14 protein-coding genes are annotated in these 15388 nt (G+C 66.9%); 12 read left to right on the forward strand and 2 right to left on the reverse strand.

Going from position 1 to position 15388, the window contains the following annotated elements; translation table 11 throughout:
* Nucleotides 1-1335 precede the first annotated feature (1335 nt).
* Entirely contained in the window at nucleotides 1336-2430 is a 1095-nt protein-coding gene (locus B551_RS01020; RefSeq protein ID WP_006576253.1) for a replication protein RepA, read from the forward strand.
* A gap of 124 nt (nucleotides 2431-2554) precedes the next feature.
* Here B551_RS01020 and B551_RS01025 read toward each other — a convergent pair whose 3' ends face one another.
* On the reverse strand, nucleotides 2555-2758 hold the full coding sequence (locus B551_RS01025) for a cold-shock protein (RefSeq protein ID WP_006576252.1): 204 nt from the start codon (nucleotides 2756-2758) through the stop codon (nucleotides 2555-2557).
* 362 nt (nucleotides 2759-3120) lie between these two features.
* Here B551_RS01025 and parA point away from each other — a divergent pair, with 362 nt between their 5' ends.
* Nucleotides 3121-3777 carry a ParA family partition ATPase gene (parA, locus tag B551_RS01030; RefSeq protein WP_023263312.1) on the forward strand — a complete coding sequence of 219 codons (657 nt, stop codon included), beginning with the start codon at nucleotides 3121-3123 and terminating at the stop codon, nucleotides 3775-3777.
* A gap of 5 nt (nucleotides 3778-3782) precedes the next feature.
* Complete coding sequence (locus tag B551_RS01035) at nucleotides 3783-4811, forward strand: ParB/RepB/Spo0J family partition protein (protein WP_006576251.1); 1029 nt, start codon at nucleotides 3783-3785, stop codon at nucleotides 4809-4811.
* Nucleotides 4812-4872: 61 nt separating this feature from the next.
* On the opposite strand, the gene B551_RS01040 is transcribed toward B551_RS01035, so the two are convergent.
* Nucleotides 4873-6540 (reverse strand): phage integrase family protein, encoded by a 1668-nt coding sequence (locus B551_RS01040; RefSeq protein ID WP_023263313.1) that lies wholly within the window; start codon nucleotides 6538-6540, stop codon nucleotides 4873-4875.
* Nucleotides 6541-7084: 544 nt separating this feature from the next.
* Here B551_RS01040 and B551_RS01045 point away from each other — a divergent pair.
* From B551_RS01045 to B551_RS01085, 9 genes are all read left to right on the forward strand, one after another.
* Complete coding sequence (locus tag B551_RS01045; RefSeq protein WP_006579578.1) at nucleotides 7085-7942, forward strand: response regulator transcription factor; 858 nt, start codon at nucleotides 7085-7087, stop codon at nucleotides 7940-7942.
* A 159-nt stretch (nucleotides 7943-8101) separates the two neighbouring features.
* Complete coding sequence (locus B551_RS01050; RefSeq protein ID WP_043436615.1) at nucleotides 8102-8569, forward strand: response regulator transcription factor; 468 nt, start codon at nucleotides 8102-8104, stop codon at nucleotides 8567-8569.
* 98 nt (nucleotides 8570-8667) lie between these two features.
* Nucleotides 8668-8976, forward strand: a complete 309-nt coding sequence (locus B551_RS01055; RefSeq protein ID WP_006579869.1) for a hypothetical protein — start codon at nucleotides 8668-8670, stop codon at nucleotides 8974-8976.
* Nucleotides 8977-9384: 408 nt separating this feature from the next.
* Complete coding sequence (locus B551_RS01060; protein WP_006579868.1) at nucleotides 9385-10137, forward strand: phosphatase PAP2 family protein; 753 nt, start codon at nucleotides 9385-9387, stop codon at nucleotides 10135-10137.
* Between the two features lie 183 nt (nucleotides 10138-10320).
* A complete protein-coding gene (locus B551_RS01065) occupies nucleotides 10321-11733 on the forward strand; it encodes an undecaprenyl-phosphate glucose phosphotransferase (protein WP_006579867.1) in 1413 nt (470 codons plus the stop codon).
* Between the two features lie 107 nt (nucleotides 11734-11840).
* On the forward strand, nucleotides 11841-12092 hold the full coding sequence (locus B551_RS01070; RefSeq protein ID WP_006579866.1) for an acyl carrier protein: 252 nt from the start codon (nucleotides 11841-11843) through the stop codon (nucleotides 12090-12092).
* On the forward strand, nucleotides 12089-13321 hold the full coding sequence (locus B551_RS01075) for an acyl-CoA dehydrogenase family protein (protein ID WP_023263315.1): 1233 nt from the start codon (nucleotides 12089-12091) through the stop codon (nucleotides 13319-13321). Before B551_RS01070 ends, B551_RS01075 begins: the two co-directional genes overlap by 4 nt.
* An 11-nt stretch (nucleotides 13322-13332) precedes the next feature.
* The gene (locus B551_RS01080) at nucleotides 13333-14346 is read left to right on the forward strand and encodes an amino acid--[acyl-carrier-protein] ligase (protein ID WP_006579169.1); all 1014 of its coding nucleotides are present in this window, start codon (nucleotides 13333-13335) and stop codon (nucleotides 14344-14346) included.
* On the forward strand, nucleotides 14339-15331 hold the full coding sequence (locus tag B551_RS01085) for a DUF1839 family protein (RefSeq protein ID WP_023263316.1): 993 nt from the start codon (nucleotides 14339-14341) through the stop codon (nucleotides 15329-15331). The genes B551_RS01080 and B551_RS01085 overlap by 8 nt, the downstream gene beginning before the upstream one ends.
* Nucleotides 15332-15388 lie beyond the last annotated feature (57 nt).

Genomic DNA, 15388 nt, shown 5'->3' on the forward strand with positions numbered 1-15388 from the left:
CTTCCCCGTCCTCCCTTCTCGCCGCCCCCCTTCCCCTGGTAGCGCGCGCCGGGGCGGATTGGTGCCCCGATTTCCCTGGGCTAGCGCCGCAGAAACGGGTACGGGTTCGCGCTGTATCGTCCGCAGAATCGGGTACGGATTCGCGGCGCGCCGCCTTTGTCGAACCATCAACAGTCGCAGAAATGGGTACGCGTGCCGATCATGGCAACGGTTCGAAGCCCGCAGAAACGGGTACGGTCCGAGCAATTTTTTTGTGCCGCGCAGAAACGGGTACGGTCTTTTTGGGCTGCGTTCTGCCGGCCGTCAGCGCGCTGTTGGCCGCAGAAATGGGTACGCGCCATGGCTGGCCGATTCCCTGCCTCGGCGCGCAGAAACGGGTACGCCCCGGCGGAGAACTCGTCCCTGCACCGAGCGCGGGCGCGGGCCGCCGTCGCAGAAATGGGTACGTTCCCGAGCGGGGCCATGATTGTTCGGCCCGATAAGTTTGCAAGTGCCCGCTTTTCGTATGACGTACGTATACGTGGTAGCGCGAGGGTAAAAGTGCCGTCTGTCGAGCCGGAAGCCTCGCAGAAACAGGTACGCTGGCCGTTCGATCGAGGCTCGGTTCGGTACGCAGAAGTAGGTACGCTTTTCCGAAGCCACGCCAGCCCGTTCGGCTCGCAGAACTGGGTACGCCGCAGAAACGGGTACGCGGCAGCGGAGCGCAGGTTCGCGCTGGCCGGCGCAGAAACGGGTACGGAACCGGAGAGACTCGGCCAAGATGCGACGTAGAAGTGCGCCCAGGCACGCTTATGCGGTGATTCCGCACGGCCTGCGCTCCCATTTCGGCGCAGAAACGGGTACGCCTGGCATCGCCGCAGCTGTGGATAAGCCTGTGCAATGCCGAAGTTATCCCCGCAGAAAGCGGTTCGGGCCTTGCGCTGAAACGGGTTCGGGTATACGCAGATTCGGGTTCGAGGCTTCGCAGAATCGAGTACGCTGCAGCGCAGAATCAGGTACGCAGACGCACGGTTTACGTTTACGGTTCAACGGCTTGGCCGCGCGTATACGGTTTAGGAGTAGTTAACCGTAAAGGTATGTATTGCTTGTAGTGGATGACCGCGCGGAAGTGGACAACCCTGCCGGGTTGCCCCCTGCCGCACGGCATGCGAGCTGGCAAAAGAGAGAGATCGCGACCAGATCAGGGGTGGCGGTAGCAGCCGCGAAGCTGGCGTATACGCCGGCCAGACTGGGTGCCGCTTCGGGGTATACGCCCGAATCCCCGAACGTACCCGTTTCTGCGTGACAAGGGTGGCGTCATCAAGTAAAAAGGCGGGTAATTCGAAGCACGCCGATATGCCGATCAAACGTTCCCTGGCCACCCCGGACGACCGCACCGTCACTGACGTCGAAACCGGACCCTCGCGCATCATCGTTCCTGGCAACGAGGCGCCGTTGGTTCCGTCCGAAAAATTTCAGCGGCTGTTCGACGAAGCGCAGGCCATGGAGCGCGAGGACGCCTGGCAAAGTGGCGAAGTCGGCTTCCTCAGCCGCGCGAGTGTCCAGGTCACCCTGCCCTACCGTGCCCCGAAGGGCGCGCCGCCCGTCTGGACGCGCACCAGCGGCAATATCTCGCTGATGATCCAGCCCGGTTATTTCACGCAGCAGCGTTCGGAGCGCGCCAGCAATGGCCGCCAGAAGCTGGTGTCGGAAACCGTGTCGCTTGGTTATCCCTACGGCTCCTATCCACGCCTGATGCTGGCCTGGATCGGCAAGGAGATCATGGCGAAGAAGAAGCGCGGCGAGTTTACCGGCACCGTCGAAGACCGCCGCATCTCGCTCGGCAACTCGCTGTCCGAGTTCATGTACAACCTCGGCATCCCGATGGCAACGGGCGGCAAGCGCGGCACGATGACGCTGGTGCGCCAGCAGATGATCCGCCTGTTCTCGGCGACCATCGCGATCGTCCAGAACAAATCCGCGCCGACCCAGAACCAGACCAACAACCACGAGCCGATGTCGATCGATCGCGTCGGCTATCTGCTGGCCGACCAGCTGTCCACGTGGTGGGATCCGATGCAGCCCGGCCAGGGCTCGATGTTCGAAAGCTTCGTGGTGCTGTCCGAGCCGTTCTTCAACGAGCTGGTCAATCGTCCTGTGCCGGTCGATATGCGCGCGCTGAAGGCGCTGAAGCAGTCGCCGTTCGCGCTGGACGTCTATTCCTGGCTGACCTACCGCTTCTTCACGATTCAGCGGCGTACCGAGATCCCGTGGGAAGCGCTGCAGATGCAGTTCGGTACCGAGACCGAGAGCGAGCGCAAGTTCCGTGCGTTGTTCCGCAAGGCGCTGAAGGACGTGCTGGTGGTCTATCCGGACGCCAAGGTCGACGCCGATTCGTCGAAGGCGCTGATTTTGCAGCCGTCGCGGACCAGCGTGCGCAAGCTCGCCTGAGCGGCGAACCACAGCGGCCACGGATGCCGGGCCCTGTTCGTTGGGGCAAAAAAAAGCAGGTGTTGAACACCTGCTTTTTTGCTGGTTCCCGACGAGTGCCGCGAACCAGCGGCGACGCGGGCGATCAGGCCGGCTTGATGCCGGATGCTTGCTTGCCCTTCGGACCTTCCTTGACTTCGAAGGTCACTCGCTGGCCGTCCTTCAGCGTCTTGAATCCAGTGCCCTGGATTTCCGAGAAATGGGCGAACAAGTCCGCGCCACCATCGTCCGGGGTAATGAAGCCGAACCCCTTGGTTTCGTTGAACCACTTAACCGTACCGGTTGCCATGTGAGTTTCCTTTCCGACGCAAGTTCTTTGTACACGACGCAAACAACCGTTCAAGCACGTTGATTTCTCGCAGATACCGAACGGAAGCCGACGAGGGTGACACGACTTGACGCGACTGTGTTGGGCATCATATCCAGTTTGTCTAACCGTGTCATGTGCGGCGTACAACGCACAACCTCTAATGTAGGCCGATTCTCGACCGATTTTCAAGCACAAGTTTTGAAGATACTTGCGCGGCTTTTGGCATCTCCACTGTAACTAATTCGTGTATTTGAAGAAATCGGTTGATAGCACGGAGGCGATTGTCTAAAGTTTCGCCTACAGTCAAACCGCGCTTTCAGCGCTGAAAGAGAGAGGCCCCGGTGGCAGCGAAAATCATCACGGTGTTCAATCAGAAGGGCGGCTGCGGCAAGACAACGGTCAGCATGCACCTGGCCGGCACTCTGGGTTTGCGCGGCGCGCGCGCGATGCTGGTCGACATGGACGAGCAGGGAACCGCGACGCGGTGGGCGGCGCAGGCCTCCGACGAGCGCCCTTTCCCGGCGTCGGTCATCGGTCTGGCGGCGTCCGGCGGGGCAATGCACCGGGAAGTGCGCAAGTTCGTACAGGACTACGACTATATCGTCGTCGACTGCCCGCCGGCGGTGCATTCGGCCGCGCCTTCCAGCGCGCTGCTGATCTCCGATCTGGCGGTAATACCCGTGGTCCCGTCGCCCCCCGATCTATGGGCCGCGGTGGCCGCCAAGACCCTCGCGCAGCATGCGCAGGTCCAGAACGAAACGTTGACCGTCCGTGTGATGGCCAATATGGTTCAACGCCGCGTTTCCATCGCGCGCCAGGCCATCGAAATCCTGGGCGATGACGGCGACTTTCCTCTGCTGCAATCGATGATCGGCTCGCGCTCCGCGTTCCGTGAGTGCCAGGCGATCGGTTGTACCGTGCACGGCGTGGCCGGCGCACGGGAGGCGGTGCAGGAGGTCGACATCATGGTGGACGAGGTGCTGTCCCTGATCGAGTAAAGAGAATGGCAACGAAGATCAAGAATCTGCGGGCCGGCATGCTGGCGGGCATGGCGGCGGAGAAGAACCGTGCCGACACACTGGATCGCTTCGCCCGCGCGGAAGCCGCGATCGCCAAGCACCCGCACGGTTTGCTGCAGGCGAAGGGCGCCGAAACACGGCCGCCTTTCAGCGCTGAAACTTTCAGCGCTGAAAACGAGGAACGCTCGGCGGACGGCCGGGTCCTGAAGCGCATCCCCCTGGCCCAGCTGCACGACAACCCGCTGAACGCGCGCCGGATCTACGATCCCGCGGTCGTTCAGGAGCGCGCCGCCTCGATCGCGACCCACGGTCAGAAGACGCCGGGCCTGGCGGCGCCGGACCCCTCCCGTCCCGGGCACTACATCCTGATCGATGGCCACTACCGCAAGCGCGCGCTGGCGGCTGCCGGCAAGCTCGAGATGGAGTGCTTCGTCGAGAGCGACCTCAGCGACCTCGACTTCTACCGGCTGTCGTTCCTGCTGAACGAGCAGCGCTCGGACCAGTCGGCCCTCGACAATGCCATCGCCTGGCGCCAGTTGCTGGACGAAGGCAAGGTCTCCAAGGAAGAAGATATTTGCGAGCTGACCGGCATGTCGGCCGGCACCGTCAACAAGACGCTGGCACTGCTGAAACTGCCGGAGTCGGTGCTGATGGTGATGCGCGAGCGTCCCAGCGCGATCGGCATCGCGGCCGGCTATGAGCTGACGCTGTACTGCAAGCTGGCCGGCGAGGAGCGCACGCGCGAGCTCGCGATGCGGATCATGAACGACGGCCTGTCGAGCCGCGAAGTGGAGGCGATCCGCAAGCAGGCGCAGGAAGGCAAGGCGCGCAAGGTCAAGGAGATCAGCCGCCAGTACAAGATCCGCACCAGCGGTGGGGAGTTGCTGGGCACGATCAAGGAATGGGATTCCGGCCGCGTCGTGCTCGATGTCCAACTGACCGATCGCGACGCGCGCGAAGCGCTGCTGGAAGCCCTGAAGGCGCGCTTCGGCCTGGACAAATCGCTGCTATAGCAGGCTGCGAAAGGCCGCGCCCCGCTCGGACGAGAACCCGGCCGAGGCGCCCGGCCGGCCATCACGGCTCTCCGGCTTGCCCCCGAGCCAACATGCGTGGCGTAAAACGAACGGTACGGTGCTCCGCATGTTCGGGCAACGCCACGAAATCACGCCACGCGGCGCGCAGCAGCCGATCCAGTCCACTGGCGGAGTAGCCGGCAAGCGGCTGGCTGGCCTGCTTGGCCTGGCCCCGGGAGGTGGGCGGCAATCTCAGCGGACCCAGCAACGGCGCCGCCGGCGGCAGCCCGTCCGCCGCCAGGCCACGGTCCGCCCAGTGCCGCGAGAGCGCGACCCAGGCTTCATCGCCCAGCGTGGCGAACCGCATCTCAGACTGGCGCGATTCAACGTCCGGTACAACGATCGCCATCCGTCCCGCGGCATCCACGGCTGACCGCGGCCGAAGCAGACAGCGCCTGCCGCCGTCCAGCCGTAGATGCTCGCCGGTGGCCAATACGACTTCGCCGATCCGCATTCCGCAATCGCCGATCAGATAGGCCGCGGCATTGGCGGTTCGCCATATCGGCGTACCGTCCGGCCCGTCAAGCCAACGGCGAAACGCGCTCACGCTCTGCGCGGCGATGCCCGTCGCGCTGCCATCCGCACCGTGTCCGCCAAGGGACGCCACCGCAGCACCCGGAATCACGAACCCGTCGAAGGGATGGCGCGTCAGCACGCCATGCTGCAGCAGCCAACCAAACATCGCGCGTATCACCCGCATCGCCGCCTGACGCGAACTGTCGCGCAGCCCGCCTTCGAAGGGCCGCCACGGCCTGCGATCGCGAGGGCCCGCGGGTCCTTGCCAGAACGACGCCGGTTGCGGATCGGCGAGGAAGTCCCAGTACGCCGCCAGATCGTCCGCCGTCATCGTGCGCAAGGGACGCCGCCGCCGTGCCGCCCACAGCAGCAGCCGCTCGGCCTCGCGCCGATAACTGGCCCAGGTATGCGAGCCGGGCCGCTTGCCGTCGAGCCATTGGCGTACCAGCCGTACCTCTTCGCCAAGCGCAAAGCGCCAGTCGCCGAAAAGTGAAGCACAAAGCATATATTCCAGCGGAACGGGATCGCCGAGCCGATCATCCAGCAGCGCGGGCGTCATCGGCGGCCGCTGCGACGGCACCAGCAGCGCGCCGACCTGTGGCCCGAGTACCGGCCCGCCGTCGCTGGCACGCAGCGTCTCCCGCTGCCGCTCGAGCCAGTGCCGCACCACGTCGGCCGACTTGGCGCCCAGGCGCGGCACCCCGCGCCACCAGGCCGCGCCGCGCCGGTTGACCCGTTCCACCAGCTCGCCGATGCTGCCGATACCGCCCGCCACCAGCCTGCGCGACAGGCTGGGCCCGAACCACAACGACACCGCATGGTCCAGCGCGGGCCGACCCGGGGACAGTCGCTCCAGCGACGACAACGCGTCGACGCGCCGGTCCATCGCGACATTGGAACGGCCCTTCAGCGAGTCGAACATCGCCGCGATATCGGGGCGGTTGTTCTGCAGCGCGAACTGCACCAGCCGATCGCGCAGCCGCAGGATGCGCTGTACCGCCTGGTGCTCGGTCAGCGCCTCCTCCTCGTCCGGGTCCAGCAGGTAGCGGTTGGCGATATCGACCGCCGCCATGCCCTGGGCATACGCCCGCACCACGGCGAATTCCGTTCGCGTCAGTTTCGAAGGATCCAGCGTGTCGTCCCGTACAGACATCGACAATCGGCCTTAAGTGATTGATTGATAACGACTTTCGGCAGACGGGTAGCGCAACCTGCCCAAATTGCTACCCGAAGTGTAATGTAAATTATTTTCTCGGCACACCTGCCCGCCTGGCCTTCCACCGGGCCGAGCCCCGCCAAAAAGCGCCCCGGACATCGGTCCGAACCCTAAGAAGGCGGCCGCTTTGCGATTGACGTAAGGGAAAATCCTTAGCCCGCCTCCAGCCTTGCGCTGCGTACGCATTCGCACAAAAGCGACTTACCAACCATCTGGCGAGCCTTGCTTTCCTGTTTTGCCCTGCATATGCTGGACCGCAGAATAAGTGAAAGTTAAGTCTGTCTTTAGAGGGATCGAAAGCGTGCAAACACGCAAACGGGGCGATTGCATCGCGCTTGACGGGAAGGGACGGCTGCGCTGAACGCTGCGCCGTACTAAAGCGGGGTGGATCGTAGGGAGGGGCAGGCGCAACATAGCGCCGCACTTCCGATCACACGGGCGACCGTCGCGGCGCACGTGTCGCAACAAGAACGAGAGCGGCATGGCCACCATTCTGTTGATCGAGCCTCATCCACTACTGCGATTGGGCCTGCGCCAGCTACTGGCGCAATCCGAACTCCCCGTCCACGTCATCGATGTCGAACCGGCCGCGCTGCCGTCAGCCGACGATGCCCGGCTGCGCGACGCCGACCTGCTGATCTACGGCTGGCACGACGATGGCAGCGGCACCTGGCGCGCGATGGAGGACGTGTGCCGCTACCTGGCGCCGCAGCGGGTGCTGGTGCTGGCCGATGGCCTGCCCGCCGCGATGGCGCAGGAATCGGTGCCGCCGATGGTGGCGGGCCTGCTGTCGAAGAACTGTTGCGCCGAAGTCCTGGATGCCGCCATCCGGCTGGTGCTTGCCGGCGGCGAATGTTTCCCGGCACTGATCTACGCCGATCCGACGCAGCAGGCTGCCCCGCGCAGCCCCGCCGCGGTCGGGGAAGGGCAAGGGGACGTGAACCGGCCGGACGAACCGATCGAGTCGACGCGCGCGGTGCCCGGCTGGCCCACGGACATTGCCATCCGGACCGCGCCATTGATCCAGCCCGATATCGAGACGCCGTCGTTCGGCTCGCATCTGCTCAATATCACCGAGCGGCAATACGAGGTGCTCGCGCTGCTGGCGCGCGGCTACCCGATCAAGACGGTCAGCCGCGTGCTCAATATCTCGGTGGCCACGGCCAAGACCCATGCCTGCACGCTGTACCACCGTCTGCATGTGCGCAACAAGGGCGAGGCGGTCTACGAAGCGCTGCGGCGCGGCGCCAAGCTGAACTGGCCCGGACCCTCGGCGCTCGGGGCGGTGCCGTTGCACGCGGACGGCGTGCGGATGCCGGCGGTCTGTCAGGCGGCGTGATCTCGGCAGCGCCGGTGACGGGGGCATGTGCTGGCGCGAACTCATCCTTTCGGCTGAGACACTTCATGCCAATGGTCGAGGCGGCCCGGGAGGCGGCTTGCTAGGCTTATGGACATGCACGCCGGCAGTCACCTCGCCCTCCTGAGCTCGCCCGAGTCGATGACGACCATCCTTCTGGCCAACAACGCGATCATGGTGCGCGCGCTGTCGCGCTACCTGGGCAAGCGCCAGGCCTCTCGCCCGCTGACCTTGCAGTCGCCGGAATGGCTGCTGAACGCCCCCTCGACCGAACTGCCCAAACAACCCGTCGATTTCGCGCTGCTCGATTGCAGCAGCAGCGAAGCGGACCCGGTCGCGCTGATCGACGCCCTGTGCCAGCGCATCGCGCCGTGTCGATGGCTGCTGATCGCCCGGCCGGGCGCCACCGCGCTGACCCAGCGCGCGGCCCGGGCCGGCGCCGGCGGCTGCCTGCTGGCCCCGGCTTCTCCGGACCTGGTCTGCGCCGCGGTGGCGCTCGTCAGCGCCGGCGGCCAATGCTTTCCGCGCGCCAGCATGGCCTGGTTGATGGCGCCCGCTCCCGCACCGGCCTCCAACTTTTTGCGCCCTGGTTCTACGGCAAGCGGCTGATGGTCGCCCACCGGTGATGCCGCCTATGCTGGCACTACGCTGCTGGCGTAGCCGGACCCGGGATCAGAAGGTCCGCCGCCGCAGAAGCGGGGGGTCATATGAATGGAGGATCGGCGGTGCTGATCGTGCGCGGCTTCGCCGTGCCGGAGGGCCGCAACAAGTGGGCATGTTGTTATGAAATCCGGCTGGCATCGGCGAGCGATGGGCCGCTGGTCCATCGCGGCGAACTGCATGGCCGCGCATTCTGCAGCGAGGATGCCGCGGTGATCGCCGCCCGCGAAGCCGGCGAGCGCGAGGCGCGAAGGCGTATCGCGGCAGGACTGGCGACGTCGTTCCTGTCGGTGGCGCCCGGTACGTGCGCGAGCAAGGGCGGCGACATCGAGACACCGCGGCCGGAAGATCGATAAGCGAAGCCTGCCGAACGTACACGAAGGGGGGAAAACAAGGCGCGTGCTCGGGGGAGCCGCATGTCGGATGACGAGTCGAACGACATGCGTACACGCGCGTCTCGGCCGCGGCGATCGCTCGGCCGGATCTGCGGACCACGGCGGAGCCGCCGCTCGATCGGCGGCACGCCGGGGTCCTTTCTTTTTTGGAAGGGTCGCGGGCAGGTCGACGAGGCGACGACGACCGCAGCCGGGAAGGGGGAAAAAAGAAGCCCGCAGACCGGGGGACCATGCGGGCTCCAAAGTGGCAGGCCGATTCCGCCTGGCCCACCACAAGACTGACGATATCCAATCGATCTTGCGACTTCCATCAACCAAAAGGACCAAAAGCCCACGCCTGCAGCGCGGCGGCACGGGGCCTTCGACACCATGTGGAACTGGCATTTGATCTCGCGCTTCGGCGACACCGCGCTGCTGTTGCCTTGCGCCGCGCTGTTGCTGCTGTCGCTTTGCCATCGCGGCGAATGGCGCGCGGCGCGCGACTGGTGCCTGGCGTTCGCCGCGGCGGCGGGACTGACACTGGCATCGAAGCTCGCCTTCATCGGCTGGGGCGTCGGCGTGCCTGCGCTCGACTTCACCGGCTTCTCCGGCCACAGCATGATGGCGGCGAGCGTGCTGCCGGTGCTGATGCATCGGCTCGCGCCGGGGCGTGCGCCGCGACTCGGGTGGGCCGCGGCAATGCTGGGCGCATCGCTCGCGCTGCTGGTGGGCTATTCGCGTCTGCCGCTGGGCGCGCATTCGGCCAGCGAAGTGATCGGCGGACTCACGCTGGGCTTTGCCGTCAGCGGCGGCTGTCTGCTCGCGACCGCGCCGCGCCGGCACCGTTCGCCGCGCGCACCGCTGTTGCTGCTGCTTGGCGCCCTGCTGCTGGGCGTGCCGGCATCGGGCGCGCACGCGCCGACCGAACAATGGATCGAGCAGATCGCGCTGTATCTGTCCGGACGCGCGAGGCCGTTTCAACGCGCGGATTGGCCACGGCGCGAAGCCGCGACGATCCCGCCATCGTCACCGTCGTCGCTCGCCACGCCAACGTCCACGCCCACCACCATCACGCCTGCTGCACGGCCGCGGCTGCTTCCCGCGCAATGGCGCATCGATTCGATCTCCGCCACGCGCGACTGAAGAGCAGGCACAAGACGAAAGACCAACGAGAACGACAAGACCCGCCACCGCACCGTCGACCGCACCGCGCCGCCGTCCCCAAGTGTGTGTGGGCGAGCCAACAGACCCCACGCCGACCCGGGCGCGACGATGTTCCCGATATGCCGGCGCACGGCATCGACGGGGCAGCAAGGGGAGAGGGTCATGGCAACGGCAAGCGCGCAAGCGGTCGTCGAGCGGCAGACAGCGCTGCAACTGCTGTATCGGGTCTCGGATGCATTGACGGTGGGCATCTGCGGCATCCTGGTCGGCGAATTCTGGTTTCCCGAGGGCGGACTGGCGTCGGCGGCGCCGGTGCACGGCTTCCTGACCGCGTTCTGCGCGGTCGCCACGCTGATCGTGTTTCCAGCCTGCGGACTGTACGAATCGTGGCGCGGCCGCAGCCGAGCCGCGCTCGGGCTGCGCACGCTGGCGGCATGGAGCCTGGTGGCCGTCAGCGGCCTGGTGCTGGCCTATCTGATGCATCAGATAGGCGCGGTGTCGCGGCTGTGGTCGACCAGCTGGTTCGGCGCCGTCTCGCTGGCGCTGGTGGGCTCGCGGCTGGTGCTGTACCAGCTGCTGGGCAATGTGCGGCAGCAGGGCATCAACGCCAAGCGCGTGCTGATCTTCGGCTACGGTCCGCTCGGCAACGAGATGTACCGGCGCGTGCAGCGCATTCGCGAGGCTGGTTATCACGTGGTGGGCATCTACTGCGACCACGACGACGACACGCTGCCGTCCGGCGTGCCGATCCTGCGCGAGATGCGCGACGTCACGCGCTTCGTGCGCAGCCACGACGTGCGCGAGATCTGGCTGACGCTGCCGATGGCGGCGTGCCGCGACCTGTGCGACGTGGTCTACCAGTTCCGCAACGACCTGGTCGACATTCGCTGGGTACCCGACATCATGTCGGTCGAGCTGCTCGGTCACCGCTTCAGCGAATTCCTGGGCTTGCCGGTGATCGATCTGAACAGCCCGCCCGATTCGCGCATCACCGGCCTGCTCAAGGCAAGCTTCGATCGCGTGTTCGCCGCCGTGGCGCTGCTCGGCATGTCGCCGCTGCTGATCGCCATCGCGATCGGCGTCAAGCTGTCCTCGCCCGGTCCGGTGCTGTTCCGGCAGAAGCGCCTGGGCATCGACGGCAAGCCGTTCGACGTCTTCAAGTTCCGCACGATGGTGGTCCACCAGGACCGCGGCGTCACGCAGGCGACGCGCAACGATCCGCGCGTGACGCGCATCGGCGGCTTCCTGCGCCGTACCAGCCTCGACGAGCTGCCGCAGTTCTTCAACGTGCTGCGCGGCGAGATGTCGGTGGTCGGCCCGCGCCCGCATGCGCTCGAACACAACGAGATGTACAAGGAGCTGATCGACCGCTACATGCTGCGCCATCGCGTCAAGCCCGGCATCACCGGCTGGGCGCAGATCAACGGCCTGCGCGGGCAGACCGACACGGTGGAGAAGATGCGCGCCCGCATCGAGTTCGACATCTACTACATCCGCAACTGGTCCTTCCAGCTGGACCTGCGGATCATCGCGCGCACCGCGCTGCACGGCTGGACTGGCAAGAGCGCGTTCTGAACGGGGTCCGGCCCACGGCGGTGGCGAACGTGCGTTGGCAAGCGCACGGTGCCGGCGGGTACGGTCGAGCCAAATGGGGCATACCAAGACCCCAGGGAGAGGAGACCATGAAAGCCACCCTACGCACGATCCTGGCGGAGGTGGGCCGGCTCGAGGTGCCAGCGGACACGCTGGACGACCAGGCCGACCTCTACGAAGCCGGTCTGTCGTCGCTCGCCACGGTGCACGTGATGCTGGCCATCGAGAACGCCTTCGATATCGAGATTCCGGACCGTATGCTGACGCGCCAGCTGTTCCGCAGCATCCAGTCGCTGGCCGACGCGATCGTCTATCTGCGCCAGCAGCAGGAGGCAGCATGAACGCGTTCGCCGCGCATGCGGTGCAGCCCCGCCCGCACGACGCCGCCGATCAGGGGCAGGACGATGCGCCGGAGTCCGGGCATCCGCCGCGGGACGCGCTGGCCGCCGCGCGCGACGTCGTGCCGCTTGCCGCGGCGCAGGCCGATCGCGTCGACCGCGAAGCAGCGTTTCCCGAGCTGGCGATCGCCGCGCTGCGCGAGCGCGGCCTGCTCGGCGCGATGGTGCCGATCGAACTCGGCGGCGGCGGCGCAACGCTCGACACCATCGCCGCGATCTGCCGCGTGCTCGGCGGCGCCTGCGCGGCCACCGGCATGATCTACGCGATGCACCAGATCCAGGTCGCCTGCCTGGTCGCTCATGCGCGCGGCAGCATCTGGCACGAGCGCCTGCTTGCGCGCATCGCCGCCGACCAGCTGCTGCTGGCGTCGGCGACCTCGGAGCAGTCGATCGGCGGCGCGCTGCGCACCAGCGGCTGCGCGGTGGCCACGGACGGCGGGCGCTTTCACCTGGTCAAGATGGCGCCGACCATTTCGTACGGCGCGCAGGCCGACGTGATTCTCGCCACCGCTCGCCGGCATGCGGAGGCGCCGCAGTCCGACCAGGTGCTGGTCTGCGTGCTCGATGGCGATTGCACGCTGCAATGCACGAGCGGATGGGACACGCTGGGCATGCGCGGCACCTGCAGCAACGGCTTCCGGCTCGAGGCGCGCGGCGCCTGCGAGCAGATCGTGCCGGTGCCGTTCGGCGAGATCGCCGACGCGACCATGACGCCGGTGTCGCACATGCTGTGGAGCGCGTTGTGGACCGGCATCGCCGCCGACGCGGTGCAGCGGGCCAAGGCCTTCTTCCAGGGCCAGGCGAGGGCCCGGCCCGGCACGCTGCCGCCCTCGGCCACGCAGCTGGCCGAGGCCGCGGCGATGATCGACACGATGGAGGCGCGCGTGCAGATGGCGCTCGCGCATTACCGCCAGCACACGCCCGGCCGTTCCGTCTCCGCGGACTTTGCCTTCGCCGCCGAAATGAATGGCCTGAAGACCAGCGTGTCGACGCTGGCGCTGGAAGCGGTGCAGATCGCACTGCTGATCTGCGGCATGGCGGGCTACAAGCAAGGCACGCCGTTCAGCGTCGGCCGTCATCTGCGCGATCTGTGGTCCGCGCCGCTGATGATCAGCAACGACCGCATCCTGACCAATACCGCCAGCCTGCTGCTGGCCGAACGTTCGCATTGAGGAGAATCGGCATGGACTACCAGAGCGGCCAGCACGATGGCGCCGTCGGGCCTGCCGACACCACGGCGCCGCCGCAGCGCCTGTCCCGGCCACCGGAGGAGGCCGCGCTGGCGGCGCAGCGGCGCTTTCGCCAGGCGCTGATCGAGGCGGGCCTGCTGATCCCGACCGGCGTCGATGGCTTGTATGGCCGCAGCGCAGACTTCGAGGCGATTGCAGACGGGCTGAACGCCGCCATCGGCGCGCTGGGCGCCGACCAGCAGGCCGAGGTGATGCGCTTTCCGCCGGCGATGGCGCGGCAGGACTTCGAAGCCAGCGAATACCTGAAGAGCTTTCCGCAACTGGCCGGCACCGTGCACAGCTTCTGCGGCGGCGATCGCGACCATCATCGGCTGCTGGCGCGGCTCGATGCCGGCGAGGAATGGGCCGACCAGCAGCGGCCCACGCGCGTGGTGCTGACCCCCGCCGCCTGCTATCCGATCTATCCGGTGATGGCCGCGCGCGGTCCGCTGCCGCCGCAGGGCCGCGTGGTCGACGTGCTGTCGTACTGCTTCCGCCATGAGCCTTCCGTCGACCCGGCGCGCATGCAGCTGTTCCGCATGCGCGAGTACGTGCGGCTGGGCACCGCCGAGCAGATCGTCGCGTTCCGCACGCAGTGGATCGAGCGCGGCAGTGCGCTGGCGCAGCAGCTGGCCCTGCCCTGGCAGCTCGATCTGGCCAACGACCCTTTCTTCGGCCGCGGCGGCAAGATCGTCGCCGACGGCCAGCGCGAGCAGAAGCTGAAGTTCGAACTGCTGATTCCGATTCACGACGACGCCCCGCCTACCGCCTGCATGAGCTTCAACTACCACAAGGACCACTTCGCCGAAGTCTGGCCGCTGCGCACCGCCGACGGCGCGCGAGCCCATACCGGCTGCGTCGGCTTCGGCATCGACCGGCTGATCCTGGCGCTGCTGCGCCACCACGGTTTCGCGCTGGCGCGCTGGCCGAGCCAGGTGCGCGAGCTGTTGGGACTGCGCCATGTATGACGGCACCGGGCGGCTGGCGCCATCCGTGCATGCCTCGCATGTGCTGCATACCGAGCAGGCGGTGTGGCCGCAGACCAACTGCTATGTCGACCTGTGGATCGAGTTGCTGCACGGCTGGCAGCTCGATCCGCTGGCGGCGCTGCCCTTTACCGTCGCGCAGGACTTCGAGGGCGACCAGTTCACCTTCTTCAAGTATCCGGTTGACGATCTCGAACGGCTCTATGGCGTGGTCGTGCAGGAGCTGTCGCTGTACGACGCGATGGAGCGCCATGTCGCGACGCAGACCGCGCGCGGCCACGTGGTGCTGCTCGAGGTCGACGGCTACTACCTGCCGGACAATCGCGCCACGTCGTACCGGCGCCAGCACACCAAGACCACCATCGGCATCGACGTGCTGATGCCCGAGGCGCGCGGCGTCGGCTACTACCACAACGACGGCTACCACGTCGCGCGCGGCGACGACTATGCGGGCCTGTTCCGGCTGCTGCCCGAGCTGCAGGCCGATCCGCACCTGCTGTTCCCGTATGCCGAGGTCGTGCGGCGGCGCTTTCCGCCGCTGTCCGGCCCGATGCTGCTGCGCGCGTCTTTGGCGCTGTTGCGGCGGCATCTGGCGCGGCGCCCGCGGCAGAACCCGATCGCGGCGTACCGGCAGGTGTTTCCGCAGCACCTGGACGAACTGGCGGTACGCGGCGAGCCGGCCTTCCACCCGTACGCGTTCAACGTGCTGCGCCAGCTGGGCGCCAACTTCGAGCTGCTCGGCAAATACCTGCGCTGGCTCAGCGTGCAGGGACAGCCGTTGCCGGCCGCGATCGCCACCGCCTGCCAGCGCCTGGCGTCCGAGGCGATGGTGATGCAGTTCCGGCTGATCCGCTCGATTCTCGGACGCCGGCCCGACCCCTGCCAGGATTGCCTCGATCAGATGGAAGCCTGCTACGAGGCCGCGGTGCCGGCGCTTGCCGCCTATGTCGGCGAGGGCGAGCCCTGACGCCGCGGGCGCGGCGGGCGCCGTGGGCGCCGGGGAGGCCGCGGTAACCGCGACGGT

It is taken from the genome of Cupriavidus sp. HPC(L), from assembly GCF_000307735.3.
Taxonomy (GTDB): domain Bacteria; phylum Pseudomonadota; class Gammaproteobacteria; order Burkholderiales; family Burkholderiaceae; genus Cupriavidus.